This is a genomic window from Agromyces sp. NPDC060279, assembly GCF_042726785.1.
Lineage (GTDB): Bacteria > Actinomycetota > Actinomycetes > Actinomycetales > Microbacteriaceae > Agromyces.
This window is the reverse complement of the sequence record NZ_JBHXBK010000003.1, coordinates 56,007-81,010: the sequence shown is the minus strand read 5'-3', so window position 1 is coordinate 81,010 and position 25,004 is coordinate 56,007. Positions and strand designations below refer to the sequence as shown.

Genomic DNA, 25,004 nt, shown 5'->3' with positions numbered 1-25,004 from the left:
GTCACCGCCCCGATCAGCCGATGCGGCGACCCACGGCGCTGACGACGGCGTCGAGCTGCACGCCGGAGGCGTCGCGCTTCGCCCCGGCCTCGGGGAGGGCGCGCACCGAGCCGTCGGCGCCGAGGGCGTACGCCGGCTCGGGCCCGGCCCAGGCGACCGTGAGGGCGTCCTGCCCCTTCAGGAAGCGCTGCGCCCGCACACCGCCCGTCGCCCGGCCCTTGCCGGGGAACTCGTCGAACGTCGACACCTTCGCGGCGCCCGGGTCGGCGCCGAGCAGGGTGTCGCTCGTCGCCGCGATCGTGACGACGACCGCCGACTCGAGCTCGGCGGGCGTCAGCGCGGTGAACGAGAGCACCCGCGCCCCGGCGGACAGCTTCATGCCCGCCATGCCGCCGGCGGGGCAGCCCTGCGGGCGCACCGAGGACGCGGGGAAGTGCAGCAGCTGCGCATCGCTCGCGATGAAGACGAGCTCGGCGTCGTCGCCGCCTTGGACTGCGCCGACGACCTCGTCGCCGGGCTTCAGCGAGATCACCTCGAAGTCGGGCCGGTTCGGGTACCCGCCGGGCGCCACCCGCTTCACGATGCCCTGCTTCGTGCCGAGCGCGATGGGCTGCTCGCTCGTGAGCGACACGATCGCGAGCACGCGCTCGGCGCGGTCGCTGAGCGCGAGGTAGTCGGCGATGCGGACCCCGGCGCCGAGCTGTACCGAGTTCGCCGGCAGCGTGGGCAGATCGAGCGGCGAGAAGCGCACGAGCCGCCCCTTCGACGTGATCGCCCCGATCTCGGAGCGACTCGTGGTGTCGAGGCTCGAGGCCACGGCGTCGTGCTTGCTGCGCCGGGCGGGCACGGTGATCGCGAGCGTCTCCTCGCCCTCCGGGCGGTCGACGCGCGCGATGCGACCGCTCACGCTGAGGAAGACGCGGCAGGGGACGTCGGCGTGCTCGAGCGAGGCGGCGACGGCCTTGCGCGAGGCTCCGGCGGGGAGCGCCTTCGCCTCGGTGAGCAGCGTGCGCCGAGGGGTGCCGTAGAGCTCGGCCACCTGCTCGAGCTCCGCGGAGACGAGCGCCCGGATGCGGGCCTCGCTGCCGAGCAGCTCCTCGAGCTCGGCGATCTCGGCCTGCAGCTTGTCGCGCTCGGCCTCGAGCTCGATGCGGGAGAACTTCGTGAGCCGGCGCAGGCGCAGTTCGAGGATGTACTCGGCCTGCAGCTGGCTGAGGTCGAAGACGTCCTGCAGGCGGTGGCGGGCCTGATCGGTGTCGTCGCTCGTGCGGATGACCTGGATGACCTCGTCGATGTCGAGGATCGCGATGAGCAGGCCCTCGACGAGGTGCAGCCGCTCGCGGCGACGGGCGAGGCGGAACTCGCTGCGCCGGGTGACCACGCGGATGCGGTGGCCGATGTAGACGAGCAGCAGCTCGCGGAGGCCGAGCGTCTGCGGCTGGCCGTCGACGAGGGCGACGTTGTTGATGTTGAACGAGTCCTCGAGTGGGGTGAGCCGGTAGAGCTGCTCGAGCACCGCCTGCGGGTTGAAGCCGGTCTTGATGCCGATGACGAGCCGCATCCCGCGCTTGCGGTCGGTGAGGTCGGTGACGTCCGAGATGCCGGTGATCTTCTTGGCGTTGACGCCGTCCTTGATCTTCTCGATGACCTTCTCGGGGCCCACGAGGTACGGGAGCTCGGTGACGACGAGGCCCGCCTTGCGCGCGGTCAGCTGCTCGACGCTCACGCGCGCGCGGGTCTTGAACGAGCCGCGGCCGGTGGCGTACGCGTCGCGGATGCCGGCGAGGCCGACGATCGTGCCGCCGGAGGGGAAGTCGGGGCCGGGCACGAACTCCATGAGCTCGTCGAGGCCGGCGTCGGGGTGTTCGAGCAGGTGGCGGGCGGCGTGCACGACCTCGACGAGGTTGTGCGGCGCCATGTTGGTCGCCATGCCGACCGCGATGCCGCTCGCGCCGTTCACCAGCAGGTTCGGGATGGCGGCGGGCAGCACCTCGGGCTGCTGGTGGCTGTTGTCGTAGTTCGGGACGAAGTCGACGACGTCCTCGTCGAGGCTCTCGGTCATCGACATGGCTGGGGGAGCGAGGCGCGCCTCGGTGTACCGCGCGGCGGCCGGGCCGTCGTCGAGCGAGCCGAAGTTGCCGTGGCCGTCGACGAGCGGAACGCGGAGCGTGAAGGGCTGGGCGAGCCGCACCAGGGCGTCGTAGATCGCCGAGTCGCCGTGCGGGTGCAGCTTGCCCATGACCTCGCCGACGACGCGGGCCGACTTCACGTGCCCGCGGTCGGGCCGGAGGCCCATGTCGCTCATCATGTAGAGGATGCGCCGCTGCACGGGCTTCATGCCGTCGCGGGCGTCGGGCAGGGCGCGCGAGTAAATGACCGAGTACGCGTACTCGAGGAAGGACCCCTGCATCTCTGCGGCGACGTCGACGTCTTCGATTCGCTCGGCGATGGGCGATTGCTCGGGGTCGTGGGGTGCTCGGGTCATCCGTCAATCTCGGTCGAGGCGCTCGCGCGCGAGGCAACAGGGGCGCGCCCGGCCTGTGTCAGACTGGGCGCGATGCCTGCCATGCTACCGGTGACCGACGACACGACCCCGCGGCTTGCCGGGGTGCTGGCGAGTTCGCTCGCCGCCGTCTCCGGGGGCGGGGGCGCGTTCGATCTGCCGCCCGTGCGCTCGGCGATCGTGCTGCTCGTCGACGGCCTTGGCGCGGCGAACCTGCAGGCGCGCGCGGGCCATGCGAGATTCCTCGCCGGGCGGATGGCGAAGCGCGATGTGATCCGGACGGTCTTCCCCTCGACGACGGCCGCGGCCATCGCCTCGTTCGCGACCGGGGTCATGCCCGGCGAGCACGGGCTGGTCGGCTACCGCGCGCTCGAGCCCTCGCGCGACGTGCTGGCCAACCAGCTGAACGGTTGGGAGCACGGACAGCTCCCCACCGACTGGCAGCGCAGCGCGACCCTCTTCGAACGCGCCGGCGAGCTCGGCGTGCGGCCGATCGCGGTCGGCGCCCCGCGGTACGCGACGAGCGGCTACACGCGGGCGGTGCTGCGCGGCGCGGAGTACCGCTCGGGCACGAGTCTCACCGAACGGTTCGCCGCGGCGCTCGAGGCGGTCGCCGCCCCCGAGCCCACGCTCGTCTACCTCTATGTGCCCGAGCTCGATCAGATCGCGCACGCCCACGGCTGGGAGTCGGGGCGCTGGCTCGCCGCGCTCGAGGAGCTCGACGCCGAGGCATCCGCGCTGGCCGCCCGCCTCCCGCGCGACGTCGGCATGCTCGTGACCGCGGACCACGGCGTGATCGACGTGCCGGAGCACCGGCACGTGCACATCGACGCGCGGCCCGCCCTGCTCGACGGAGTGCGGCACGTCGGGGGAGAGCCCCGCTGCCTGGCGCTCTGGTTCGACCCGTCGTTCCCGGACCTCGAGCGGGAGCGGGTGGCCGGGCTCTGGCGGGAAGCCGAGGCGAAGCGCGCCTGGGTGCTCACCCGCGACGAGGCGATCGAGGCCGGGCTCTTCGGCGCCCGCGTCGACGATGCCGTGCGCCCGCGCATCGGCGATCTGCTCGTCGCCGCCCGGGCGGGCATCGCCTATTACGACGCCCGCGAGGCGAACCGGGCGCCCGAGCGGATGATCGGCCAGCACGGTTCGCTGAGCGACGAGGAGACGCGTATCCCGCTCATCCGCCTCGGCGCGTTCGCCCGCTGAGCCCGAGACCGACGCCGCCGAGCCGTGCCGCTCGCGCCGTCGCCCGGAAACGCCGCAGGGCCCCGCCGTCGAGGCGGGGCCCTGCTGTTCTGGTCAGGCGGGGTACTGGCCGCGCTTGACCTGCGGCTTCGGGAGCCGAAGCGGGCGCAGCTGCAGCGCCCGCATCGCGGCGTACCAGCGCACGCGCTCGGCCTTGTCGCCGTACTTGGCGCGGAGCTTCTTCGTCAGCAGGTAGCCGAGGATGATGCAGTCGAGCACGGCGACGGCGAAGAACGCCCAGAGCACGAGGATGCTGATCGCCTGCACCTCGGCGCTTGGAACGAAGGTCAGGATGATCACCAGGAACATCACGGGGATCAGGATCTCGCCGATGCTGAAGCGGGCGTCGACGTAGTCGCGCACGAACTTCTTCTGCGGCCCGCGGTCTCGGGCGGGGAGGTACTTGTCGTCGCCCATCGCCATGCCGACGCGGGCGCGTTCGCGCGCCTCCGCGGCCTTGGCACGGGCCTGCTTCGCCGCTTCCTTGCGGTCGGACGGCACGAGCGGCCGCTTGCGCGCGGCCTCCTGCTCGGCACGGGTCGGGGTGGGGACGCCTTTGCCGCCGCTCTTCAGACGCTCCCGCGTCTCCTCGAGCGTCTCGGTCGACGTCTGCTCGGTCTTCTGCTGCTTGGCCACTGGATTCCTCGAATCGGTTCACCTTTAAGATTACCGGCATGACCGACCCCACGAACCACGCATCCGCCGCGCCCACGACGCCGAACGCGGACGCGATCCGAACCGCCGTCGATGCGGCCTTCCCGGGCGTCGTCGCCGAGCTCGGCCGACTCGTCCGGATCCCCTCCGTCTCCTGGCCCGCATTCGACCCCGCGCATGTCGCGGAGAGCGCGGAGGCCGTAGCGGAGCTGCTGCGCGGGACGGGGGTGTTCGAGCTCGTCGAGATCCGGCGTGCGCCCGTCGAGGACGGCTCGGAGCTCGGCCAGCCTGCGATCGTAGCGCGTCGTGCCGCGCGCAACGGCCGCCCGACGGTGCTCCTCTACGCGCACCACGATGTGCAGCCGCCCGGCAAGGACGAGGACTGGGACACGCCGCCGTTCGAGCCGACCCAGCGCGGCGACCGCCTGCACGGGCGCGGCGCCGCCGACGACAAGGCGGGCGTCATGGCGCACATCGGCGCGATCCGGGCGTTCGCCGAGGCATCCGGCGACTTCGACCTCGGCCTCTCGGTCTTCATCGAGGGCGAGGAGGAGTGGGCCTCCCGCTCCTTCGGGAACTTCCTGCGCGAGAACCGCGAGCTCCTCGAGGCCGACGCGATCATCGTCGCCGACTCGGGCAACTGGGACATCGACACCCCCGCGATCACGGTCGCCCTCCGCGGCGCGGTCGCGTTCAACCTCCGTGTCGAGACGCTCGCGCACGCCTCGCACTCCGGCATGTTCGGCGGTGCCGTCCCCGACGCGATGCTCGCCGCCATCCGGATGCTGGGCACGATGTGGGATGCCGAGGGCGCCGTGGCCGTCGAGGGCCTCACGAGCGCGGAGCTCGACATCCCCGCCTACGACGAAGCGCAGCTGCGCGCAGAGGCCGGGCTGCTCGAGGGGGTCAGCCCCATCGGACGGGGCTCGATCCTCGACCGCATCTGGGCGCAGCCGGCGATCACCGTGACCGGCATCGACGCGCCCGACGTCGCGAACGCCTCGAACACCCTGATCCCGTCGCTGCGGGTGCGCATCAGCGCCCGCATCGCGCCCGGACAGGATGCGGGGGAGGCCTTCGACGCCCTCCGCGCCCACCTCGAGGCGAACGCGCCGTTCGGGGCCAAGCTCAGTTTCGAGGACGTCGACCGCGGTCAGGCCTTCCTCGTGGACACGAGCGGGTGGGCGGTCGCGGAGACGCGAGCGGCGATGGCCGAGGCGTGGGGCAAGCCCGCGGTCGACACGGGGGTCGGCGGCTCGATCCCCTTCATCGCCGAGCTCGTCGAGGAGTTCCCGGGTGCGCAGATCCTCGTCACCGGCGTCGAGGACCCCGACTCGCGCGCGCACAGCCCGAACGAGTCGCTCCACCTCGGCGTCTTCAAGCGCGCCCTGCTGAGCGAGGCGCTGCTGTTCGGCCGGCTGAACGCCCGCGGCGCCTGATCGGCCCGCGGCGGGCGCGCCGCCCCGCGTCTCGCCGTGGGTCGGGAATATCCGGCATTCAGCCGACGCTCTACGGAGTGGACGTACAATCGTCGTCAGAACGGCGAGATCACGAGGAGTGACATGAGCGAGACCATCACCGAGACGACGCACGGCGTCAAGCTGAGCGAGCCCGCGGCCGACAAGGTGCGCAGCCTCCTCACGCAGGAGGGTCGCGACGACCTCCGGCTGCGCGTCGCGGTGCAGCCCGGCGGGTGCTCCGGCCTGATCTACCAGCTCTACTTCGACGAGCGCATGCTCGACGGCGACGCGGTCGTCGACTTCGACGGCGTCGAGGTCATCGTCGACAAGATGAGCGTCCCGTACCTCGACGGTTCGACCATCGACTTCGAGGACACGATTCAGAAACAGGGCTTCACGATCGACAACCCGAACGCGCAGGGAAGCTGCGCCTGCGGTGACTCGTTCCACTGATCCACCCGAGAAACTCGCTCCGAGGGAGACCGCTTCGCGGTCTCCCTCGCGTGTTTTTTCGCAGATCCACTCGGAAATCGTCGCGAATGCCGTCGCGACATCCGGGTCGAGTGCACACCCGGGCCGCGGAGTCGGAGTAGGCTAGACAGCGATCACCGCGCTTCCCTGTGAAGCGCCTTCGAGTCTCCCGAAAGGTCTCCGGTGCGCAACAATCGCCGACTCCGATGGGCTGCAGTTCCGATCGCAGCGACGCTCACTCTTGTCCTCGCCGGGTGCACCCAGGCGCAGCTGAACGGATTCCTCCCCGGATTCATCGAGGGCGAGTCGCCCGCGACCAATCACACGGAGCGCGTTTCGGGTCTGTGGGTCACCTCCTGGATCGTGCTCCTCGTCGTGGGCGTGATCACCTGGGGCCTCACGATCTGGGCGGTCATCGCGTACCGCCGCCGCAAGGGCCAGACCGGTCTGCCCGTGCAGCTGCGCTACAACATGCCGATCGAGGTGTTCTACACGATCGTGCCGCTCATCCTCGTGCTGGGCTTCTTCGCCTTCACGGCGCGCGACCAGGCCGAGATCGAGAAGCGGTTCACCGCCGACGAGGTCGACGTCAAGGTCGAGGTCATCGCCAAGCAGTGGGCCTGGGACTTCAACTACGTCAACGAAGACGTCTACTCGCCCGGCATCCAGGCGCAGCTCGACCCGAACGGCCCCGCCGGTTCGGTCGACCAGGCCGCACTGCCGACGCTCTACCTGCCCGTCGGCGCGAACGTCGAGCTCGAGCTCGAGTCGCGCGACGTCATCCACTCCTTCTGGGTCGTGGACTTCCTCTACAAGAAGGACATGTACCCGGGCAAGACGAACTACATGTCGTTCGTCCCCGAGCGCGAGGGCACCTTCGCGGGCAAGTGCGCCGAGCTCTGCGGCGAGTACCACTCGCTCATGCTCTTCAACGTCGAGGTCGTCTCGCAGAGCGAGTACGACGCCTACATCCAGTCGCTCCGCGACGCGGGCCAGGAAGGCCAGCTGTCGAACGAGTACGACCGGAACCTGAACCTGCCCGGCACGGGCGCGCCCGAACTGAAAGAGGAGCACGAAGCCGAATGAGCACCACGACCGCACCGGCTCGACCGCAGTCGTCGAGCCTGCCGTTCGGCGCTTCGAAGGTGGAGCGCAAGGGGAACGTCCTCGTCAAGTGGATCACCTCGACCGACCACAAGGTCATCGGGTATATGTACCTGATCACCTCGTTCATCTACTTCTGCATCGGCGGCGTGATGGCGCTGATCATCCGCGCCCAGCTGTTCGAGCCTGGCCTGGAGATCATCCAGACCCGTGAGCAGTACAACCAGCTCTTCACGATGCACGGCACGATCATGCTGCTGATGTTCGCCACCCCGCTCTTCGCGGGCTTCGCGAACGTGCTCATGCCGCTGCAGATCGGCGCCCCCGACGTGGCGTTCCCGCGTCTGAACGCCTTCGCCTACTGGCTGTTCAACTTCGGTTCGCTGATGGCGGTCGCCGGCTTCTTCACCCCGCAGGGTGCGGCCTCGTTCGGCTGGTTCGCCTATCAGCCGCTCGCCTCGACGACGTTCTCGCCCGGTGTCGGCGGCAACCTGTGGATGCTCGGCCTCGGCCTCTCCGGCTTCGGCACCATCCTCGGTGCCGTGAACTTCATCACGACGATCGTCACGATGCGCGCGCCCGGCATGACCATGTTCCGCATGCCGATCTTCACCTGGAACACGCTCGTCACCTCGATCCTGATCCTGATGGCGTTCCCGGTGCTGGCCGCCGCGATCCTCGCCGCCGGCGCCGACCGCGTCTTCGGCGCGCACATCTACGATCCCGCCAACGGCGGCGTCATCCTGTGGCAGCACCTGTTCTGGTTCTTCGGCCACCCCGAGGTGTACATCATCGCGCTGCCGTTCTTCGGCATCGTGTCCGAGATCTTCCCGGTGTTCAGCCGGAAGCCGATCTTCGGGTACAAGACGCTGATCTACGCGACGATCGCCATCGCAGCGCTCTCGGTCACGGTCTGGGCGCACCACATGTACGTCACCGGCTCCGTGCTGCTGCCGTTCTTCGCGCTCATGACGATGCTGATCGCGGTCCCGACCGGTGTGAAGATCTTCAACTGGGTCGGCACGATGTGGCGCGGCTCGATCACCTTCGAGACGCCGCTCATCTGGTCGCTCGGCTTCCTGATCACCTTCGTCTTCGGTGGCCTCACCGGTGTCATCCTCGCGTCGCCGCCGCTCGACTTCCACGTCTCCGACACGTACTTCGTCGTGGCGCACTTCCACTACGTGGTGTTCGGCACGGTCGTCTTCGCGATGTTCGCGGGCTTCTACTTCTGGTGGCCCAAGTGGACCGGCAAGATGCTGAACGAGACGCTCGGCAAGTGGCACTTCTGGCTGCTGTTCATCGGCTTCCACACGACGTTCCTCGTGCAGCACTGGCTCGGCGTCGTCGCGATGCCCCGTCGGTACTACTCGTACCTGCCCGAGGACAACATCACCTGGATGAACCAGCTGTCGACGATCGGCGCCGGCATCCTGGCGATCTCGCTGATCCCGTTCTTCCTCAACGTGTACATCACGGCGCGGAAGGCTCCGAAGGTCACGGTCAACGACCCGTGGGGCTACGGCGGCTCGCTCGAGTGGGCCACCAGCTGCCCGCCGCCGCGGCACAACTTCACGTCGATCCCGCGCATCCGCTCGGAGCGTCCGGCGTTCGACCTCAACCACCCGGAGGCGGGCGTGCCCGTCGGCATCGGACCCGCGAAGGACGCCCCTGAGGCTCCGGTGTACGACGCCGCCAAGGAGGAGATCAAGTAATGCGCGCGAATGTCATCCTCTTCTGGCTCCTCGCGATCTTCCTCGCGATCATCGCCGCCGTCTACGGCGTGTGGACCGCAGCGAGCGGCATCGAGGTGAACGGTGGCCCCGAGTGGGCCGGCATGATCGCCATCTCGCTGGCGGCGATCCTGTCCGCGTTCATCGCGTTCTACCTCGGACGGGTGCACAAGGCGCAGGGCGCCGAGCTCCCGGAGGACCGGCTCGACGCGAACATCGACGACGGCGACCCCGAGCTGGGCTTCTTCAGCCCGTGGAGCTGGTGGCCGATCGTGCTCGCGGGCGCCGCGGCGCTGGGCTTCCTCGGCCTCGCGGTCGGCTTCTGGATCTCGTTCATCGCGATCCCGCTCGTGCTGATCTCGCTCGTGGGCTGGGTCTACGAGTACTACCGCGGCAACTTCGCCCGCTGACGCATCGCGTTTCGAACGGCCCGGCATCCTCTCGGATGCCGGGCCGTTTCGCATCCGCGCGAGACGGTGCGGTGCCGGGGGTCGGCGGCCCGCGCAGGCTCGCGTCTGCGCCAGTTCGGCCGCCACGCGCCAGATCACGTGGCGCAACGATGCTGAAGTGGCGCCCATGCGTTGCGTTGATGCACCGCGCGGGCCTGCGGACACCGAAGTGGCGTCCGGAGGAGCTACTTGCGAACGGGCTCGCCAACCGAGTCGGCCTCGGCAGCATCGCCGACCGCGTCGAAGACGAGCAGGTCGACCGCCAGCGTGATGGCCTCGGGAAGCCGCTGGGAGCCCGCTGCGGGCTCAGCAGTCCGATGATGGGCCGACGGACCCATCGCGACGATGGCTGCTGCGAGTCGGTCGTCAGCGGCGGCATCCTGATCGAGCGCGAAGCGCGCGTCGACGGACCGTGCGGTGCGGAGTGCGAAGCGCGGGGCGAGCTCCTCGACGAGCGCGGCCGCCTTGCCCTCTGGGATGGTCAGCACCCGACCGTCGGTGCGGAGCTCCTGCAGATGCTCGGGGCGGGGCACCACCACGAGCAGGAGGCCGCCGGGACGCAGGATGCGGTGGAACTCGCTCGCGTTCCGCGGGGCGAACACGTCCAAGATGACGTCGACGGAGCTGTCGCGGACCGGCAGCGGCTGCCAGGTGTCGGCGACGAGGCCGTCGACGGACTCCAGGCGACGACGGACGGTGCGCGCGACGGCAGCGGGGGAGAGGTCCATCGCCAGCACCCGCGGATCCTGCTCAGTCGCTCCGAGCAGCGCCTCGAGTGCGAGGGCCGTGTAGTGGCCCGTGCCGCAGCCGGCGTCGAGGACCCGCGGCTCGGGTGCGAGCGCGGCGTCACGCAGCACGGCCGCGAGCTCGCGCTTCAGGGGATCGAAGAAGCCGGCGTCGTGCACGAGATCACGGGCGTCGAGCATCGCCGCATCGTCGCCGCGGAGTCGCGCCGAGGCCGGTCCGAGCGCCGTGAGGTAGCCGCGCTTGTTCGCGTCGAAGGAATGCCCGTTCGGGCAGCGCAGCTGCAGCGGGGGGAGCGCCTCGAGCGGAGACGCGAAACAGCTCGGGCACCGCAGCCACTCAGACAGGGTCTGAATGGTCATGCGGTGCCCGAGCTGAAGCTGAGCGGGTCGGCTCAGTGGTGCTCGCCGTGACCGGCCTCGAGCTCGCCCTTCGTGACCGGAGCGATCCGGTCCTCGAAGAACCAGCGCGACATGCCGGCGCGCAGGCGCTGACCGAAGGTAATCTTGCCGCGCGAGTTCGGGCGCAGCATGAGCGGCTCGTAGGTCTCGAAGCTGACCAGGCGCCAGCGCTCGTACTCGTCGAGCGGCTCGTGCACCTCGATGAACTCGCCACCGGGGAGCTTCACGATGCGGCCGGACTCGAAGCCGTGCAGCACGATCTCGCGGTCCTTCTTCTGCAGGGCGATGCAGACGCGCTTCGTGATGAAGTACGCCACGAACGGCCCGAGGATGACCACGGCCTGGAGCGCGTGGATCACGCCCTCCATGGTCAGCGAGAAGTGCGTCGCGAGCAGGTCGGAGCTCGCCGCGGCCCAGAGGCCCGCGTAGAACGTGACGCCGGCGGCGCCGATCGCGGTGCGGGTCGGGGCGTTGCGGGGACGGTCGGCGATGTGGTGCTCGCGCTTGTCGCCCTTCACCCAGGCCTCGATGAACGGGTACATCAGGGCGAGGACGATGAACACGCCGATCGCGATGATGGGCACCAGGATGTTGAAGGACCAGGTGCGGTCGAGCCAGACGAACTCCCAGCCCGGCGGGATGAGTCGCAGCGCGCCGTCGGCGAAGCCGATGTACCAGTCGGGCTGGGTACCGGCGGAGACGGGCGACGGGTCGTACGGGCCGTAGTTCCAGATCGGGTTGATCGTGAACAGCGACGCGATGAGCGCGAGGACACCGAAGACGATGAAGAAGAAGCCGCCGGCCTTGGCCGCGTACACCGGGAGGATGGGCGGGCCGACCGCGTTGCCCGGAGTCTTGCCGGGGCCTGCGTACTGGGTGTGCTTGTGCACGACCACGAACACGAGGTGCAGGGCCACGAAGGCGACCACGAGCGCGGGCAGCAGCAGGATGTGCAGCGTGTAGAGGCGTCCGACGATGTCGGTGCCCGGGAACTCGCCGCCGAACAGCAGGAACGACATCCACGTGCCGACCAGGGGGAAGCCCTTGATCATGCCGTTGATGATCGCGAGGCCGTTGCCGGAGAGCAGGTCGTCGGGGAGCGAGTAGCCGGTGAAGCCCTCGGCCATGGCCAGGATGAACAGCACGAAGCCGATCACCCAGTTGAGCTCGCGCGGCTTGCGGAACGCACCGGTGAAGAAGATGCGCAGCATGTGCAGGCCGATGGCCGCCACGAACAGCAGGGCCGCCCAGTGGTGCATCTGGCGGACGAAGAGGCCGCCGCGGATGTCGAAGGAGATGTCGAGCGTCGACGCCATGGCGACCGACATCTCGACGCCCTTCAGCGGCACGTACGAGCCGTTGTAGTGCACCTCGGCCATGGAGGCCTGGAAGAAGAAGGTCAGGAACGTGCCCGAGATGAGCACGACCACGAAGGCGAAGAGCGCGACCTCACCGAGCAGGAACGACCAGTGGTCGGGGAAGGCCTTGCGGCCGAGCTCCTTGACGAAGCCCGCGATGCTCGTGCGTTCGTTGACGTAGACGGACGCCGCCGCGGTGAACGACCGCTTCTGCGGGGCGTTGGTGGTTGCGGTGCTCAATGACGCTCCCAGAAGCTCGGGCCGACAGGTTCGGTGAAGTCGCTCTGCGCGATGAGGTAGCCCTCGTCGTCGACGGCGATCGGCAGCTGCGGCAGCGGCCGCTTGGCCGGGCCGAAGATGACCTCGCAGTGGTTCGACACGTCGAACTGCGACTGGTGGCACGGGCACAGCAGGTGGTGGGTGTGCTGCTCGTAGAGCGCCACCGGGCAGCCGACGTGCGTGCAGATCTTCGAGTACGCGACGATGCCGTCGTACGACCAGTCCTTGCGCTCGGGGAGCTCGTTGAGGTCCTTGGGGTCGAGACGCATGAGCAGGACGGCGGCCTTGGCCTTCTCGTCGAGCTTGCCGTGCTCGAGGTCCTGCAGGCCCTCGGGGATCACGTGGAACGCGCTGCCCATCGTGACGTCGGACGCCTTGATCGGGGCGCCGGAAGGGTCGAGCGCGAGGCGCGTGCCCTTCTTCCACATGGTGTGGCTGAGCAGCTCGATCGGGTTCTGGTCCTGCGGCGCGAGACCGCGGAACAGCACGACGGCGGGGAGCGGGAACACCAGGAGCGCGCCGATGAGGCTGTTGCGGATCACCGCGCGGCGGGAGAAGCCCGACTCGCGGTCGGCGTCCTGGAACACCTTGATCGCGGCGGCCTGCGTCTCGGGGGAGCCGCCGACCGGGTGGCGCTCGTCGACAAGCTCGACGTCGTACATGAGCGACTTCGCCCAGTGCACGGCGCCGAAGCCGATTCCGAGGAGGGCGAGCGTCGCACCGAGGCCGATGAAGAGGTTGTTCAGCCGGACGTCGCCGACGTTGTTCGACTCCATCGGGAAGAGCATGTACGCGGCGATCGCCCACACGCTGCCGACGATCGACAGGTAGAAGAGCGTGTACACCGTGCGCTGGGCGCGCTTCTCGCGCTTGGGGTCCTCGTCGGTGACGCGCGGACGATGGGGCGGGAAGCCCGGGTTCTCGAACGCATCCTGGGCGATGAGCGCGGTGCCCGGCGAAGCGGCGGGCGCGGCGTGCGACGAGTCGGCAGCGGCGATCTCCGCGCCGCTGTGGTCGTCCTGAGCCATGGTTCTCCTTTGTGAAGCTTCTTCGATGCCGGGGTGCGTCAGTTGGACTTGGCCGTGATCCACACGGTGATCGCGACCAGCGAGCCGAGACCGAAGATCCAGATGAACAGACCCTCCGCGACCGGGCCGATCGAGCCGAGCTCGAAGCCGCCGGGCGAGCGGTTGTCCTGCACGTACTTGAGGTACGTGATGATGTCGCGCTTGTCCTCGGGCGAGATGTTCATGTCGTTGAACACCGGCATGTTCTGCGGGCCGGTGACCATGGCCTCGTAGATGTGCACGCCCGAGACATCCGTCAGCGGGGGAGCGAACTTGCCCTCGGTGAGCGCACCGCCCGCACCGGCCACGTTGTGGCACATGGCGCAGTTGATGCGGAAGAGCTCCGCGCCGTTCGCGGCGTCGCCGCCGCCGTTGGTGAGGTGGTCGGCGGGGATGTCCGGGCCGGGGCCGAGCGAGGCGACGTAGTAGGCGAGCTGCTTGACCTGCTCATCGGTGAACTGCACCGGCTTCTGCTGAGCCTGCGGGCCCTGCATCTGCATCGGCATGCGCCCGGTGCCGACCTGGAAGTCGACGGCCGCGGCGCCGACGCCGATGAGGCTCGGGCCTTCCTTGGTGCCCTGGGCCTCGAGGCCGTGGCAGGTGGCGCAGTTCGCCTGGAAGAGCTTCTTGCCCTCGTCGATCGTCTGCTGCGAGTTCGCGCTGGACTCGGCCTGGGCCGTGCCGGTGCTGAACGCCGCGTAGGCGCCGCCGGTGAAGACCAGGCCCAGGGCGAGAAGTGCGACGGTGGCGAGCGGGTGCCGGCGGCCGGTGCGTCGCTTCTGGCGGTTCATAGGGCTCTTTCTGTTCTCGGACATGCTGCGTCGGCGCTTCGGGTTCATCACTTGAGCACGTAGATGACGAGGAAGAGGCCGATCCAGACGACATCGACGAAGTGCCAGTAGTACGAGACGACGATGGCGCTCGTCGCCTCCTTGTGGCCGAAGTTCTTGACCGCGAACACGCGGCCGATGACGAGGAGGAACGCGATGAGACCACCCGTCACGTGGAGGCCGTGGAAGCCGGTGGTGAGGTAGAACGCCGAACCGTAGGCGTTCGAGTCGATCGCGATGCCCTCGGTGACGAGCGTGGCGTACTCCCAGATCTGGCCGGCGACGAAGACCGCGCCCATGGCGTAGGTGAGGAAGAACCACTCGACCATGCCCCACTTGAGCGGGTTGTACCAGGCGCCGGTCATGTACGGCTGCATGCGCTCGGCGGCGAAGACGCCGAACTGGCAGGTGAAGCTCGACAGCACGAGGATGATGGTGTTCGTCAGCGCGAATGGGAAGTTCAGGCGTCCCGCCTCGAACGTCCAGAGCTCGGGCGACGTCGACCGCAGCGTGAAGTAGATAGCGAAGAGGCCAGCGAAGAACATGACCTCGCTGCCGAGCCAGACGATCGTCCCCACCGCCACGGTGTTGGGCCGATTGATCACGGGCATGCTCGCCTGAGGAGTGATAGAGGTGCTCGTCACCCCTCCATTATGGCTGAAACCAGCGCTGAGTTTTCGTCAGGAGGGCAAGCCGTGTCCGACCATTGAAGTAAGGCAACCCTCAGTCGGGCTGCGGGATCGCCGGGAATTCACCGTGAATCCGCGCCAGTAGGATCGAAGCCATGACGGCTCAACGCACCTGGCCCGCGATCATCAGCTCCCTTCTGGAGGGCGAGGACCTCAGCGTGTCGGACGCCGCCTGGTGCATGGAGCAGGTCATGACCGGTCAGGCGGGGGAGGCGCAGCTCGCCGGATTCCTCGTCGCGCTGCGGGTCAAGGGCGAGACCGTCGACGAGATCGTCGGCTTCCGCGACGCCATCCTCGAGCACGCGCTGCCGCTCGCGGTCGACCCGATGGCGCTCGACATCGTCGGCACCGGCGGCGATCGCTTCGGCACCGTGAACGTGTCGACAATGGCGTCGGTCATCGCCGCGTCGGCCGGGGTCCCGGTCGTGAAGCACGGCAACCGCGCCGCCAGCAGCGCCTCCGGCTCGTCCGACGTGCTGGCCGCGCTCGGCATCGACCTCTCGCTGCCGCCCGAGCGCGTCGCCGAGGTGCTCGGCGAGTCCGGTATCACCTTCGCCTTCGCCGGCGCGTTCCACCCTGGGTTCCGGCACGCCGGTCCCGTCCGCTCGCAGCTCGGCGTGCCGACGGTGTTCAACTTCCTCGGCCCGCTCTGCAACCCGGCCCGCCCCGAGGCCTCCGCGGTCGGCGTCGCGCACCTCGACCGCGTCCCGCTGATCGTCGGCGTGTTCCAGACGCGCGGGGCGACCGCCCTCGTGTTCCGGGGCGACGACGGGCTCGACGAGCTCACGACGACCGGCCACTCGCACATCTGGGAGGTGTCTCTTGGCACCGTGAAGGAGCACGACCTCGACCCGCGCGACCTCGGTATCCCGCGCGCCGACATCGGGGCGCTGGTGGGCGGCGACGCCGCGCACAACGCGGAGATCGTGCACCGCGTGTTCGCGGGGGAGCGCGGCCCGATCCGGGACATCGTCGTGCTGAATGCGGCGGCCGGGCTCGTCGCATTCGAACTGGCCAAGGACCCGGCTCAGGTGCAGCGGGCGATCATCGATCGCTTCCGCGACAAGATGGCGGTCGCCGAAGAGGCGATCGACTCCGGCGCCGCGGAGCGCAAGCTCGGCGAGTGGGTCGCGGCGACGCAGCGCTGACCCGGTCACCGGCGGCAGACGCGAGGATGCCCCGCACGAGTGTGCGGGGCATCCGTCGTCCTTCTGCCGGTCGGAGCGCGACGGCCGCGCGTCAGCGCACGTCCTCGTCGACCCAGTCGAGGGTCTTCGTGACGGCCTTCTTCCAGAGTCGCAGCTCGCGCTCGCGCTCCTCGGCGTCCATCTCCGGCTCCCAGCGACGGTCCTCCTGCCAGTTGGCGCGGAGGTCGTCGAGGCCCGACCAGAAGCCGACCGCGAGGCCGGCGGCGTAGGCCGCGCCGAGCGCCGTGGTCTCCGCGACGACCGGTCGCACGACCGGTACGCCGAGGATGTCGGCCTGGAACTGCATGAGCGTGTTGTTCGCGATCATGCCGCCGTCGACCTTCAGCTCGCTGAGCTCGACGCCCGAGTCCGCGTTCACCGCGTCCAGCACCTCGCGGGTCTGGAAGGCGGTGGCCTCGAGCGCGGCGCGGGCGATGTGGCCCTTGTTCACGTAGCGGGTGAGGCCGACGAGCGCGCCGCGGGCATCGGGGCGCCAGTAGGGGGCGAACAGGCCCGAGAACGCCGGCACGAAGTACGCGCCGCCGTTGTCTTCGACGCTCTTGGCGAGTTCTTCGACCTCCGGGGCGCTCGAGATGAGGCCGAGGTTGTCGCGCAGCCATTGGATGAGCGAGCCGGTGACCGCGATCGAGCCCTCGAGCGCGTAGTGCGGCTCGTCGTCGCCGAGCTTGTAGCCGAGGGTGGTGAGCAGCCCGTTCTTCGAGTGCACGATCTCGGTGCCGGTGTTGAAGATCAGGAAGTTGCCCGTGCCGTAGGTGTTCTTCGACTCGCCCGGATCGAAGGCCGCCTGGCCGAAGGTCGCGGCCTGCTGGTCGCCCAGGATGCCCGCCACGGGCACCTCGCGGAGGAGGCTCGACGGCTCGACGGTGCCGTAGACCTCCGAGGAGCTCTTGATCTCGGGCAGCATCGAGCGCGGCACCCCGAACGCCTCCAGGATGTCGTCGCGCCAGCTCAGCGTCTCCAGGTCCATGAAGAGGGTGCGGCTCGCGTTGGTGACATCCGTGGCGTGCACGCCGCCGTCGACCCCGCCGGTGAGGTTCCACAGCACCCAGCAGTCGGTGGTGCCGAAGAGGAGATCGCCGGCCTCGGCCTTCTCACGGGCGCCGTCGACGTTCTCGAGGATCCAGACGATCTTGGTGCCCGAGAAGTAGGTGGCGAGGGGGAGGCCCACGTCCTGCTTGAAGCGCTCGACGCCGCCGTCCGCGGCGAGGCGGTCGACGATGGCCTGGGTGCGGGTGTCCTGCCAGACGATCGCGTTGTACACGGGCTGTCCCGTGTTCTTGTCCCAGACGACGGCGGTCTCGCGCTGGTTGGTGATGCCGACCGCGGCGATGTCGTGGCGGGTCAGGTCCGCCTTGCCGAGCGCCTGGCCGATGACCTCGCGGGTGTTGTTCCAGATCTCCATAGGGTCGTGCTCGACCCAGCCGGCCTTCGGGAAGATCTGCTCGTGCTCGAGCTGCCCGGTCGAGACGATCGAGCCGGACTTGTCGAAGATGATCGCCCGGGTGCTCGTGGTGCCCTGATCGATCGACAGGATGTAGTCGGCCATGGGATGGCTCCTCTCGCGTCCGCCCTCCGGCGGTCGCCGTCGTAGTGATGCTGAGGTTCAGGCGGTCGGAACGACTCGGGGCCGCCCTCCGAGAGGGCGGCCCCGAGCGGTTCAACCGAGGAGCGGCAGGGCGAAGATGGCCGCCCACCCGGCGAGGACGCCGCCGATGATCGGGCCGACGATGGGCACCCAGGAATAGCTCCAGTCGCTCGAGCCCTTGCCCTTGATGGGCAGGATGGCGTGCGCGATGCGCGGGCCCAGGTCACGGGCCGGGTTGATCGCGTAGCCGGTCGGGCCACCGAGCGAGGCGCCGATGCCGACCACGAGCAGGGCGACGGGCAAAGCGCCGAGCGCGGCGAGACCGGAGGCGTCGCCGTTGCGGCCGAAGCCGATCACGACGAAGACCAGCACGAAGGTGCCGATGATCTCGGTCACGAGGTTCCAGCCGTAGGAGCGGATCGCCGGGCCGGTCGAGAACACGCCGAGCTTGTTCGCCGGCTCGGGCTCCTCGTCGAAGTGCTGCTTGTAGGCGAGCCAGCACAGCACGGCTCCGATGATGGCGCCGATCAGCTGCGCCCCGATGTAGGTGATGACGCTCAGGAACGAGACCGGCACCGTCGTCCCCATCGCAGCGTTGCCGAACTCGGTTGCGCCGTTCGCGACGAGGCCGAGCGTGACCGCCGGGTTGATGTGCGCGCCCGAGGCGTACGAGACCACGACACCGGCGAAGACCGCGAGGCCCCAGCCGAAGTTGACCATGAGGAACCCGCCGTTGAATCCCTTGGTGCGCACGAGTGCGACGTTGGCGACCACGCCACAGCCGAGCAGTACGAGCATCGCCGTGCCGACGAGCTCCGCGAGGAACAAGACCCCGAGATTGTCCACGTTGACTACCCATCCTTTCGCTGAGCCCGCGGGCCGCGCCCAAGGGCGGTGATAGTGCTCACCCTAGTCACAGACTCGGGCGCGGGGGAAGAGCGCTCCCTCCGGCGCGTTCCGCTCGATTCCTCGGAGCCCCCTTACCCGAACCGCTCGCCGGGGCGTAGGTTGGCGGTACTGCCGTTGCGGCGTCGGTGCCCTCTGCGCGACGCCGCGCGGCCCTGCGGGGAAGGGATTTGCGGTGAAGAAGATCATCAACGACCCGAAGCGCGTGGTCGACGAGTCCGTGGCGGGCTTCGCGGCGGCCCACGCCGATCTGGTGCGTGTCGAGTACGACCCGATCTTCGTCGTGCGGGCCGATGCGCCGGTCGCCGGCAAGGTCGGGCTCGTGAGCGGCGGAGGCAGCGGACACGAGCCGTTGCACGCGGGCTACGTCGGCTCCGGCATGCTCGACGCCGCCGTCCCCGGCGCCGTCTTCACCTCGCCGACGCCCGACCCGATCCTCGCCGCGACGAAGGCGGTCGACGGGGGAGCGGGGGTGCTCCACATCGTCAAGAACTACACGGGCGACGTGCTGAACTTCGAGACCGCGGCCGATCTCGCGGCGGCGGAGGGCATCGAGGTCCGCGCCGTCGTCACCAACGACGACGTCGCGGTGAAGGACTCGCTCTACACGGCCGGGCGCCGAGGCGTCGCGGGCACCGTGCTCGTCGAGAAGATCGCCGGCGCCGCCGCGGAGCGGGGCGATTCCCTGGACGAGGTGGCCGCCGTCGCCGAGCGGGTGAACGCCAACGCGCGGTCGATGGGCCTCGCGCTCACGCCGTGCATCGTCCCGCACGCCGGGGAGCCGAGCTTCACCCTCGACGAGGACGAGATCGAGATCGGCATCGGCATCCACGGCGAGCCGGGCCGCGAGCGAATCAAGCTCGAGCCGGCCGACCGGCTGGTCGACCGGCTGCTCGACCCGATCATCGACGACCTGCCGTTCGGTTCGGGCGACCGGGTGCTGCTCTTCGTCAACGGCATGGGCGGCACCCCGCAGCTCGAGCTCTACCTCGCGTACCGTCGCGCGGCCGAGGCGCTCGGCGAGCGCGGGATCGAGATCGCTCGCTCGCTCGTCGGCAACTACATCACGGCGCTCGAGATGCAGGGCATGTCGATCACGCTACTGAAGCTCGACGACGAGATGATCCAGCTGTGGGACGCGCCCGTGCAGACGGCTGCGCTCCGCTGGGGCCGGTAGGGAGGGGCTGAGCGTGGGATTGGACATCACCTGGGCGGTCGACTGGGTGCGCCGCAGCGCGGAGACCGTCGCCGAGCATCGCACGAGGCTCATCGCGCTCGATCGTGAGATCGGCGACGGCGACCACGGCGAGAACCTCGATCGCGGCTTCCAGGCCGTGCTGCCGAAGCTCGACGACCTCGCCGCGGGCTCGACCCCGGGGGATGTGCTCAAACTCGTGGCGACGACGTTGATCTCGACGGTCGGCGGTGCCGCCGGACCGCTCTACGGCACCGCGTACCTCAAGGGCGCGATGGCCGCCGGAAGCGCGACCTCCCTGGACGGGTCGGCGATCGCTGCGGTGCTCACCGCGGCCCGCGACGGCATCGTCGCCCGCGGCAAGGCCGAGTCGGGCGACAAGACGATGGTGGATGCCTGGACGCCGGCGGTCGAGGCAGCGGATGCCGCAGCGGAAACCGGGGCGGACGCCCGCACGGTGCTCGAGGCCGCGGCGACCGCGGCCGAGGCCGGCGCGGAGGCGACCGAGCCGCTCGTCGCCAGGAAGGGGCGGGCGAGCTATCTCGGCGAGCGCTCGGCCGGGCATCGCGACCCGGGGGCCGAGTCGTCGGCACTGCTGCTGCGCGCCGCGGCGGAGGCCGCAGAGGCCGCGGCGGGGGACTGAGGGATGGCGTCGGAGGGCCGCGTGGGCCTCGTCTTCGTCTCGCACTCCGCGAAGATCGCCGACGGGCTCGTCGAGCTGGCGGGCCAGATGGCGCCGGAGACGGCGCTCGTGGCGGCGGGCGGAACGGACGACGGCCGCATCGGCACGAGCTTCGACCGCGTGAGCGCGGCCATCGCGGAAGCGGATGGCGGCCGCGGCGTCGTCGTGCTCTGCGATCTGGGCTCGGCGATCCTGACCGCGGAGACGGCGCTCGATTTCCTGGACGACGAGGTGCGCGAGCGCGTGCGCATCGTGGATGCCCCGATCGTCGAGGGCGGCGTGGCCGCCGCGGTGGCGGCGCAGGCCGGCGACGGGCTGGATGCGGTGGTCGCCGCGGCGCAGAGCGCCGCCGGCGGCGCGGCGGGGGCCGTCGAGGCATCCGCCATTCCGGAACCCGGCCCCGCATCGGCGTCCGCGCCGAGCGGACCGCAGCGCACGGTGCGACTCATCAACCCGTCCGGGCTGCACGCGCGGCCCGCGGCCGAGCTGGTGAAGCTCGCGAGCACCTTCGCGCAGCCGGTGACCGTGAACGGCACGGACGCGAAGAGTCTGCTCGCGATCATGGCGATGGGGCTGACGAAGGGGGCCGAGGTCGTGATCGCAAGCGCGGATCCCGCGGGCGGCGCCGCCGTCGATGCGCTCGCCGAGCTCGTCGAGTCGGGGTTCGGGGAGGTCTGACGGCGGCCGAGCGTGCCGCTGGGGTCAGTTGCCGCCGCTGATCCGGATGTCAGTGCCCGTCGTGTAGCTCGCGTCGTCCGACAGGAGGTACTCGACGGCGCCCGCGATCTCGTGCGGCTCGCCGGCGCGTCCCATCGGGATGGAGGCGGCGCGCTCCTCGGGGGCGTTCGGCCGGCCGGCGTCGGCATGGATCTCGGTGCGCGTCGTGCCCGGCGAGACGGTGTTCACCCGGACGCCCGCGCGTGCGAACTCCTTGGCGGTGCCGAGGGTGAGCACGTTCAGGGCGGCCTTGCTCATCGAGTAGGGAATGTAGCGGTTCGGCGAGCCGCTCGTCGCCGCACCGGACGAGATGTTCACGATCGAGCCGCCGCGCCCGCCCAGCTCGGTGGACATGTGCCGGATCGCCTGCTGGGTGATGAGGAGCGGCGCGAGCACGTTCACCCGGAAGACGAGCTCGCTCTCCTCGAGCGGGACGTCGAGGAAGCCGCCGATCTTCCCGGTGATGCCGGCGTTGTTCACGAGTCCGGTGACGGTGCCGAAGTGCTCGATGGCGGCTGGGACGATGCTCGCGGCCGCGTCGAGGTCGGCCAGATCGGCCCGGAGGAGCTCGACTCGGGCGCTGCTCGCGCGGAGACGCGTGGCGAGCTCCTGTGCCTCGTCGTCCCGGCTGCGGTAGCTGAGCAGGAGCGCGTGCCCAGTGTTCGCGAGGCGCTCGGCGATGGCCCGGCCGATCCCGCGGGTGCCGCCGGTGATGATGGTGGCCCGTCTCGTGGTGTCGGAGGTCATGGGTCCAGCCTAGGCACGGCAGCGGGGTGGCGGCGCCCGGCGTCGAGGCGTAGCATCCGGCCATGGCACGCGACGCAGCGAGCCGCCCAGGCGACGGCAACGCTTTCACCAGGTTCTTCGATCGAGTCGATTCCGCGCTCGAGCCGATCTTCGGCGCCCCACCGACGGCCGGCGACATCGACCAGGTGGATGCCGCGGAGCTGCGGAGCCGACCGTGTCCGGTCTGCGGTCACGCGATCTTCGAGCACACCTTCGACGACCTGTCCGGCAACATCGTCATGACGTGTCCCACGTCGGAGCGTTTGCCGGAGCCCGCGGCGTCAGGACCGCTCAATGAACTCGGCATGCCCGCGCAGGGGCGCCGGCTGGAACGGTACGAACAGCGCGCCTCGGCGGGCTGAGCGGTCCGCGGTCAGCGGAGGGCGCGAAGGTAGCGCCACCTCGTGACGCGCTGGGCGATGCGCAGCACCGGGTAGGCGCGGCGCCACGGACCCCACGGCGCCGCGCGCGATCGCGATCTGATCGTGAGGGTGATCGCGCTGTCGCTCGTGCGCTCGAGCACGAACGCCTCCTCGCCCTCGAGGGGATGGCCCGGCCGCGTGACGTAGGCGAAGCCCACGCGGCCGGGCTCGTCGACCACAGCGATGACTTCCACCGGCTCTTCGATGGTCCAGTTCAGCAGACCGACGCGGACCGCGAGGCGTGCCCCCGGGGCGGCGACGGCCCCGCCCGGCACACGAAAGCCGCTGCGCGTCTTCACGCGCCATCGGAGCAGATCCACCGCAGCGCGATGCCAGAGCGCGTCGCCGACGCCGATGACGCGGGACACCTCGCTGGAGTCGAAGCCGGCACGGGCGATGAGGCCGTCGAGGAGGGATGGGGGAGTATCAGCGTCGGCCCGCATTCCCACCCCCCTCTGCCCGTCCGTCTGGTCAGGCTACTCGGGCCTCTGCTCGGTTCGATGGAGTGTCGGTAGTCGGTGATTCACTGGCGCCATGACTGAAGTGCGACTGCAACGTTGGTCCGACGACGATCTCGCGACGTTGCAGCGCAGCAACACGGCAGAGATGACGGCCCACCTGGGCGGCCCCGAATCGGCGGAGGCCGTCGAACGCCGTCATGAGCGATACCTGGCCGAGTGGCGCGAGGGCGCCGCGCGCATGTTCCGCATCGTGATCGACGGGCACCCCGAAGGGGTCGGATCCATCGGGTACTGGCCGCACGAGCATCACGGCGAGGCGGCGGTCGAGGCAGGATGGGCCGTGGAATCGAGCTATCAGGGCCGGGGCATCGCGACCGGCGCGCTTCGCGCCCTCATCGCGGAGGTGCGTCGTCACGACCCGGCGGTCGCGATCTACGCGTACCCGCGCATGACGAACGAGGCCTCGGGCGCCATCTGCCGCAAGGTCGGCTTCGAGCTCATCGGCGTCGAGGTCTTCGAGTACCCACGCGGGCATGTCGAAGACTCGGGTGTGTGGGTGTTCCGCGGGCCGGCCGTGTGACGATGGGGCGATGAGCACGGTGACGGTGCGGGCGATGACGCCCGACGAGTACGAGGCCTGGCAGTCGGCGATCGCCGAGGAGTACGCGGCCGAACAGGTCGCGAGCGGCGCCTGGCCCGCGGACGGTGCGGTCGAGCGCGCCCGTGCCGAGAACACCAGCCGGCTGCCGGAGGGACTGCAGACGCCCCGCATGCTGCTTCTGCGGGGAGTCGACGCGCTCGGCGAGCCGGTCGGGCAGGCCTGGGTCGGTCTCGACCACCCGCGGGGCGCGCCCGGCGTGGCCTTCCTGTACGACTTCGAGATCGTGGAGGGGCGGCGCGGCTCCGGTCTCGGTCGCGCCATGCTCACGGCGGTCGAGCACGCGGCGAGCGAAGCCGGGGCGGATGCCCTCGAGCTCAACGTCTTCGGTGGCAACGCCGCGGCGATCGGGCTGTACTCCTCGAGCGGCTACGCCGTGATCACGCAGCAGATGCGCAAGCCGCTGGGGCAAGCCGGCCTCAGCCCCTCTGCGGGCGGAGCGTGAAGACGCGATCGTTCGCGCTGCGCCAGTGGCGGACGGCCGCCTGACGAGGGCATCCACTCCAGCGTCAGAGCCCGATCTGCTCCACGACCGCGGCGACTCGCGCACGCTGGGGGCCATCGAGCCCCTGGATCGGCAACGGCAGGCACCGCTCGGGGACAAGACCGAGGTGCTCGGCGATGGCGGCGACCACGCGCAGGCTGCCCCCGAACTCGGCGAACAGTGACCAGAGCGGTGCGAGCCGCTCCGACTCGGTGAATGCCGCAGCGCGCTCGCCCCGCAGCGCCGCACGGGTGATCGTGAGCGCAGGTTCGGGAAGCGTGCCGCCGATCACCGAGTACCAGGCGTCGCATCCTGCAGACAGGCCCGCCGCCGCGAACGCGTCTCCGGAGACGCCGATCGTGACGTGCTCGGGGATCGCCGCCCGGATCTCCGCGACGCGGTGCTGCGCCGCCTGATCCACGAGAACGCCAGGGATCTTGATCGACGCGATCCCCGGCAGCTCCGCGATCCGCGCGTACAGCTCGGTGGTGAACGTGAAGTGCGTCGTCCCGGGGTTGTCGTAGACGATCACCGGGAGCTTCGTGAACTCGGCGACGGTGCGATAGAGCTCGAACACGTCATCCGCAGTCAGCGGCTGATACGTCATCGGCGCCAGCAGCACTCCGGCGGCTCCCGCGGCCTCGGCGGACGCGACGTGCGAGAGGATCTGGGACGTGCGCAGTCCGCCGACTCCGACGAACACGGGCGTCGGGCCGGCGTGCTCGACGGCGAGGTGGGCGACGCGGGCGCGCTCGTCGGGGGAGAGGTAGGCGTAGGACCCCGTCGATCCGAGCGCGGTGATCGAGTCCACTCCGGCGGCGACGAGCCGTTCGATGAGTCCCGCGAAGGCCCGTTCATCGAGCTGGTCGTCATGGAGCGGCGTGAGGGGGAATGCGCTCAGGCCCGTGAAGATGCC

The 25,004-nt window shown here is 69.9% G+C and carries 25 protein-coding genes; 13 read left to right on the top strand and 12 right to left on the bottom strand.

The features are described 5' to 3' along the window. Positions 1-13: 13 nt before the first annotated feature. On the bottom strand, positions 14-2,485 hold the full coding sequence (locus tag ACFWE1_RS11475; protein WP_376933575.1) for a DNA topoisomerase (ATP-hydrolyzing) subunit A: 2,472 nt from the start codon (positions 2,483-2,485) through the stop codon (positions 14-16). 72 nt (positions 2,486-2,557) lie between these two features. Between ACFWE1_RS11475 and ACFWE1_RS11470 the strand changes: the two genes are divergently transcribed. Continuing rightward, the gene (locus ACFWE1_RS11470; protein ID WP_376933574.1) at positions 2,558-3,706 is read left to right on the top strand and encodes an alkaline phosphatase family protein; all 1,149 of its coding nucleotides are present in this window, start codon (positions 2,558-2,560) and stop codon (positions 3,704-3,706) included. A 93-nt stretch (positions 3,707-3,799) separates the two neighbouring features. On the opposite strand, the gene ACFWE1_RS11465 is transcribed toward ACFWE1_RS11470, so the two are convergent. After that, entirely contained in the window at positions 3,800-4,381 is a 582-nt protein-coding gene (locus tag ACFWE1_RS11465; protein ID WP_376933573.1) for a DUF3043 domain-containing protein, read from the bottom strand. 38 nt (positions 4,382-4,419) lie between these two features. Here ACFWE1_RS11465 and ACFWE1_RS11460 point away from each other — a divergent pair, with 38 nt between their 5' ends. The 5 genes from ACFWE1_RS11460 (at position 4,420) to ACFWE1_RS11440 (ending at position 9,577) form a co-directional block, all read left to right on the top strand. Further along, complete coding sequence (locus tag ACFWE1_RS11460) at positions 4,420-5,838, top strand: dipeptidase (protein WP_376933572.1); 1,419 nt, start codon at positions 4,420-4,422, stop codon at positions 5,836-5,838. A 123-nt stretch (positions 5,839-5,961) separates the two neighbouring features. Further along, a complete protein-coding gene (erpA, locus tag ACFWE1_RS11455) occupies positions 5,962-6,312 on the top strand; it encodes an iron-sulfur cluster insertion protein ErpA (RefSeq protein WP_376933571.1) in 351 nt (116 codons plus the stop codon). Between the two features lie 201 nt (positions 6,313-6,513). Further along, on the top strand, positions 6,514-7,416 hold the full coding sequence (gene coxB / locus ACFWE1_RS11450; RefSeq protein ID WP_376933570.1) for a cytochrome c oxidase subunit II: 903 nt from the start codon (positions 6,514-6,516) through the stop codon (positions 7,414-7,416). After that, positions 7,413-9,149, top strand: a complete 1,737-nt coding sequence (ctaD, locus tag ACFWE1_RS11445) for a cytochrome c oxidase subunit I (protein WP_243568398.1) — start codon at positions 7,413-7,415, stop codon at positions 9,147-9,149. The genes coxB and ctaD overlap by 4 nt, the downstream gene beginning before the upstream one ends. After that, positions 9,149-9,577 carry a cytochrome c oxidase subunit 4 gene (locus ACFWE1_RS11440; RefSeq protein WP_243568397.1) on the top strand — a complete coding sequence of 143 codons (429 nt, stop codon included), beginning with the start codon at positions 9,149-9,151 and terminating at the stop codon, positions 9,575-9,577. The genes ctaD and ACFWE1_RS11440 overlap by 1 nt, the downstream gene beginning before the upstream one ends. Positions 9,578-9,801: 224 nt before the next feature. On the opposite strand, the gene ACFWE1_RS11435 is transcribed toward ACFWE1_RS11440, so the two are convergent. The 5 genes from ACFWE1_RS11435 to ACFWE1_RS11415 are packed head-to-tail and all read right to left on the bottom strand — an operon-like array spanning position 9,802 to position 14,906. Continuing rightward, on the bottom strand, positions 9,802-10,722 hold the full coding sequence (locus tag ACFWE1_RS11435; RefSeq protein ID WP_376933569.1) for a methyltransferase domain-containing protein: 921 nt from the start codon (positions 10,720-10,722) through the stop codon (positions 9,802-9,804). 32 nt (positions 10,723-10,754) lie between these two features. Then, positions 10,755-12,359, bottom strand: coding sequence for a cytochrome bc complex cytochrome b subunit (locus tag ACFWE1_RS11430; protein WP_189086380.1), 1,605 nt, complete (start codon positions 12,357-12,359; stop codon positions 10,755-10,757). Further along, positions 12,356-13,426 (bottom strand): Rieske 2Fe-2S domain-containing protein, encoded by a 1,071-nt coding sequence (locus tag ACFWE1_RS11425; RefSeq protein ID WP_376933568.1) that lies wholly within the window; start codon positions 13,424-13,426, stop codon positions 12,356-12,358. The genes ACFWE1_RS11430 and ACFWE1_RS11425 overlap by 4 nt, the downstream gene beginning before the upstream one ends. Before the next feature lie 38 nt (positions 13,427-13,464). Continuing rightward, positions 13,465-14,256 carry a cytochrome c gene (locus ACFWE1_RS11420; protein ID WP_230768765.1) on the bottom strand — a complete coding sequence of 264 codons (792 nt, stop codon included), beginning with the start codon at positions 14,254-14,256 and terminating at the stop codon, positions 13,465-13,467. Between the two features lie 47 nt (positions 14,257-14,303). Continuing rightward, on the bottom strand, positions 14,304-14,906 hold the full coding sequence (locus ACFWE1_RS11415; RefSeq protein ID WP_376933774.1) for a heme-copper oxidase subunit III: 603 nt from the start codon (positions 14,904-14,906) through the stop codon (positions 14,304-14,306). Between the two features lie 173 nt (positions 14,907-15,079). Here ACFWE1_RS11415 and trpD point away from each other — a divergent pair, with 173 nt between their 5' ends. After that, a complete protein-coding gene (trpD, locus tag ACFWE1_RS11410) occupies positions 15,080-16,132 on the top strand; it encodes an anthranilate phosphoribosyltransferase (RefSeq protein WP_376933567.1) in 1,053 nt (350 codons plus the stop codon). A 91-nt stretch (positions 16,133-16,223) separates the two neighbouring features. Here the strand turns inward: trpD and glpK are convergent, their stop codons facing one another. Together glpK and ACFWE1_RS11400 are read right to left on the bottom strand one after the other, a co-directional pair. Further along, entirely contained in the window at positions 16,224-17,738 is a 1,515-nt protein-coding gene (glpK, locus tag ACFWE1_RS11405) for a glycerol kinase GlpK (protein WP_376933566.1), read from the bottom strand. Positions 17,739-17,849: 111 nt separating this feature from the next. After that, on the bottom strand, positions 17,850-18,623 hold the full coding sequence (locus ACFWE1_RS11400) for an MIP/aquaporin family protein (protein ID WP_376933565.1): 774 nt from the start codon (positions 18,621-18,623) through the stop codon (positions 17,850-17,852). A gap of 235 nt (positions 18,624-18,858) precedes the next feature. Between ACFWE1_RS11400 and dhaK the strand changes: the two genes are divergently transcribed. Genes dhaK through dhaM form a run of 3 tightly spaced genes read left to right on the top strand, consistent with a single transcriptional unit; the run spans position 18,859 to position 21,238 of the window. Continuing rightward, complete coding sequence (gene dhaK / locus ACFWE1_RS11395) at positions 18,859-19,860, top strand: dihydroxyacetone kinase subunit DhaK (RefSeq protein ID WP_376933564.1); 1,002 nt, start codon at positions 18,859-18,861, stop codon at positions 19,858-19,860. A gap of 13 nt (positions 19,861-19,873) precedes the next feature. Beyond that, the gene (gene dhaL / locus ACFWE1_RS11390; protein ID WP_376933563.1) at positions 19,874-20,521 is read left to right on the top strand and encodes a dihydroxyacetone kinase subunit DhaL; all 648 of its coding nucleotides are present in this window, start codon (positions 19,874-19,876) and stop codon (positions 20,519-20,521) included. Positions 20,522-20,524: 3 nt separating this feature from the next. Continuing rightward, positions 20,525-21,238 (top strand): dihydroxyacetone kinase phosphoryl donor subunit DhaM, encoded by a 714-nt coding sequence (gene dhaM, locus ACFWE1_RS11385; protein WP_376933562.1) that lies wholly within the window; start codon positions 20,525-20,527, stop codon positions 21,236-21,238. Between the two features lie 24 nt (positions 21,239-21,262). On the opposite strand, the gene ACFWE1_RS11380 is transcribed toward dhaM, so the two are convergent. Beyond that, positions 21,263-22,024, bottom strand: a complete 762-nt coding sequence (locus ACFWE1_RS11380; protein ID WP_376933561.1) for an SDR family NAD(P)-dependent oxidoreductase — start codon at positions 22,022-22,024, stop codon at positions 21,263-21,265. Positions 22,025-22,086: 62 nt separating this feature from the next. Between ACFWE1_RS11380 and ACFWE1_RS11375 the strand changes: the two genes are divergently transcribed. After that, positions 22,087-22,425, top strand: coding sequence for a hypothetical protein (locus ACFWE1_RS11375; protein WP_376933560.1), 339 nt, complete (start codon positions 22,087-22,089; stop codon positions 22,423-22,425). Positions 22,426-22,436: 11 nt separating this feature from the next. Here the strand turns inward: ACFWE1_RS11375 and ACFWE1_RS11370 are convergent, their stop codons facing one another. Next, positions 22,437-22,928, bottom strand: a complete 492-nt coding sequence (locus ACFWE1_RS11370) for a DUF1990 family protein (RefSeq protein ID WP_376933559.1) — start codon at positions 22,926-22,928, stop codon at positions 22,437-22,439. 91 nt (positions 22,929-23,019) lie between these two features. Here ACFWE1_RS11370 and ACFWE1_RS11365 point away from each other — a divergent pair, with 91 nt between their 5' ends. After that, positions 23,020-23,526 carry a GNAT family N-acetyltransferase gene (locus ACFWE1_RS11365; protein ID WP_376933558.1) on the top strand — a complete coding sequence of 169 codons (507 nt, stop codon included), beginning with the start codon at positions 23,020-23,022 and terminating at the stop codon, positions 23,524-23,526. A 10-nt stretch (positions 23,527-23,536) separates the two neighbouring features. Next, the gene (locus tag ACFWE1_RS11360) at positions 23,537-24,049 is read left to right on the top strand and encodes a GNAT family N-acetyltransferase (RefSeq protein ID WP_376933557.1); all 513 of its coding nucleotides are present in this window, start codon (positions 23,537-23,539) and stop codon (positions 24,047-24,049) included. Between the two features lie 64 nt (positions 24,050-24,113). Here the strand turns inward: ACFWE1_RS11360 and ACFWE1_RS11355 are convergent, their stop codons facing one another. Then, positions 24,114-25,001 (bottom strand): dihydrodipicolinate synthase family protein, encoded by an 888-nt coding sequence (locus tag ACFWE1_RS11355; RefSeq protein ID WP_376933773.1) that lies wholly within the window; start codon positions 24,999-25,001, stop codon positions 24,114-24,116. Between the last annotated feature and the right edge of the window lie 3 nt (positions 25,002-25,004).

What these genes read in the sequence shown, in the direction of transcription:
- erpA (WP_376933571.1), top strand. Translation starts at nt 5,962, where the DNA reads ATGAGCGAGACCATCACCGAGACGACGCACGGCGTCAAGCTGAGCGAG.
- glpK (WP_376933566.1), bottom strand. Translation starts at nt 17,738, where the DNA reads ATGGCCGACTACATCCTGTCGATCGATCAGGGCACCACGAGCACCCGG.
- ctaD (WP_243568398.1), top strand. Translation starts at nt 7,413, where the DNA reads ATGAGCACCACGACCGCACCGGCTCGACCGCAGTCGTCGAGCCTGCCG.
- ACFWE1_RS11420 (WP_230768765.1), bottom strand. Translation starts at nt 14,256, where the DNA reads ATGAACCGCCAGAAGCGACGCACCGGCCGCCGGCACCCGCTCGCCACC.
- ACFWE1_RS11425 (WP_376933568.1), bottom strand. Translation starts at nt 13,426, where the DNA reads ATGGCTCAGGACGACCACAGCGGCGCGGAGATCGCCGCTGCCGACTCG.
- ACFWE1_RS11470 (WP_376933574.1), top strand. Translation starts at nt 2,558, where the DNA reads ATGCCTGCCATGCTACCGGTGACCGACGACACGACCCCGCGGCTTGCC.
- ACFWE1_RS11440 (WP_243568397.1), top strand. Translation starts at nt 9,149, where the DNA reads ATGCGCGCGAATGTCATCCTCTTCTGGCTCCTCGCGATCTTCCTCGCG.
- trpD (WP_376933567.1), top strand. Translation starts at nt 15,080, where the DNA reads ATGACGGCTCAACGCACCTGGCCCGCGATCATCAGCTCCCTTCTGGAG.
- ACFWE1_RS11475 (WP_376933575.1), bottom strand. Translation starts at nt 2,485, where the DNA reads ATGACCCGAGCACCCCACGACCCCGAGCAATCGCCCATCGCCGAGCGA.
- ACFWE1_RS11370 (WP_376933559.1), bottom strand. Translation starts at nt 22,928, where the DNA reads ATGCGGGCCGACGCTGATACTCCCCCATCCCTCCTCGACGGCCTCATC.
- ACFWE1_RS11365 (WP_376933558.1), top strand. Translation starts at nt 23,020, where the DNA reads ATGACTGAAGTGCGACTGCAACGTTGGTCCGACGACGATCTCGCGACG.
- ACFWE1_RS11360 (WP_376933557.1), top strand. Translation starts at nt 23,537, where the DNA reads ATGAGCACGGTGACGGTGCGGGCGATGACGCCCGACGAGTACGAGGCC.
- ACFWE1_RS11380 (WP_376933561.1), bottom strand. Translation starts at nt 22,024, where the DNA reads ATGACCTCCGACACCACGAGACGGGCCACCATCATCACCGGCGGCACC.
- ACFWE1_RS11460 (WP_376933572.1), top strand. Translation starts at nt 4,420, where the DNA reads ATGACCGACCCCACGAACCACGCATCCGCCGCGCCCACGACGCCGAAC.
- ACFWE1_RS11375 (WP_376933560.1), top strand. Translation starts at nt 22,087, where the DNA reads ATGGCACGCGACGCAGCGAGCCGCCCAGGCGACGGCAACGCTTTCACC.
- ACFWE1_RS11415 (WP_376933774.1), bottom strand. Translation starts at nt 14,906, where the DNA reads ATGCCCGTGATCAATCGGCCCAACACCGTGGCGGTGGGGACGATCGTC.
- dhaM (WP_376933562.1), top strand. Translation starts at nt 20,525, where the DNA reads ATGGCGTCGGAGGGCCGCGTGGGCCTCGTCTTCGTCTCGCACTCCGCG.
- ACFWE1_RS11435 (WP_376933569.1), bottom strand. Translation starts at nt 10,722, where the DNA reads ATGACCATTCAGACCCTGTCTGAGTGGCTGCGGTGCCCGAGCTGTTTC.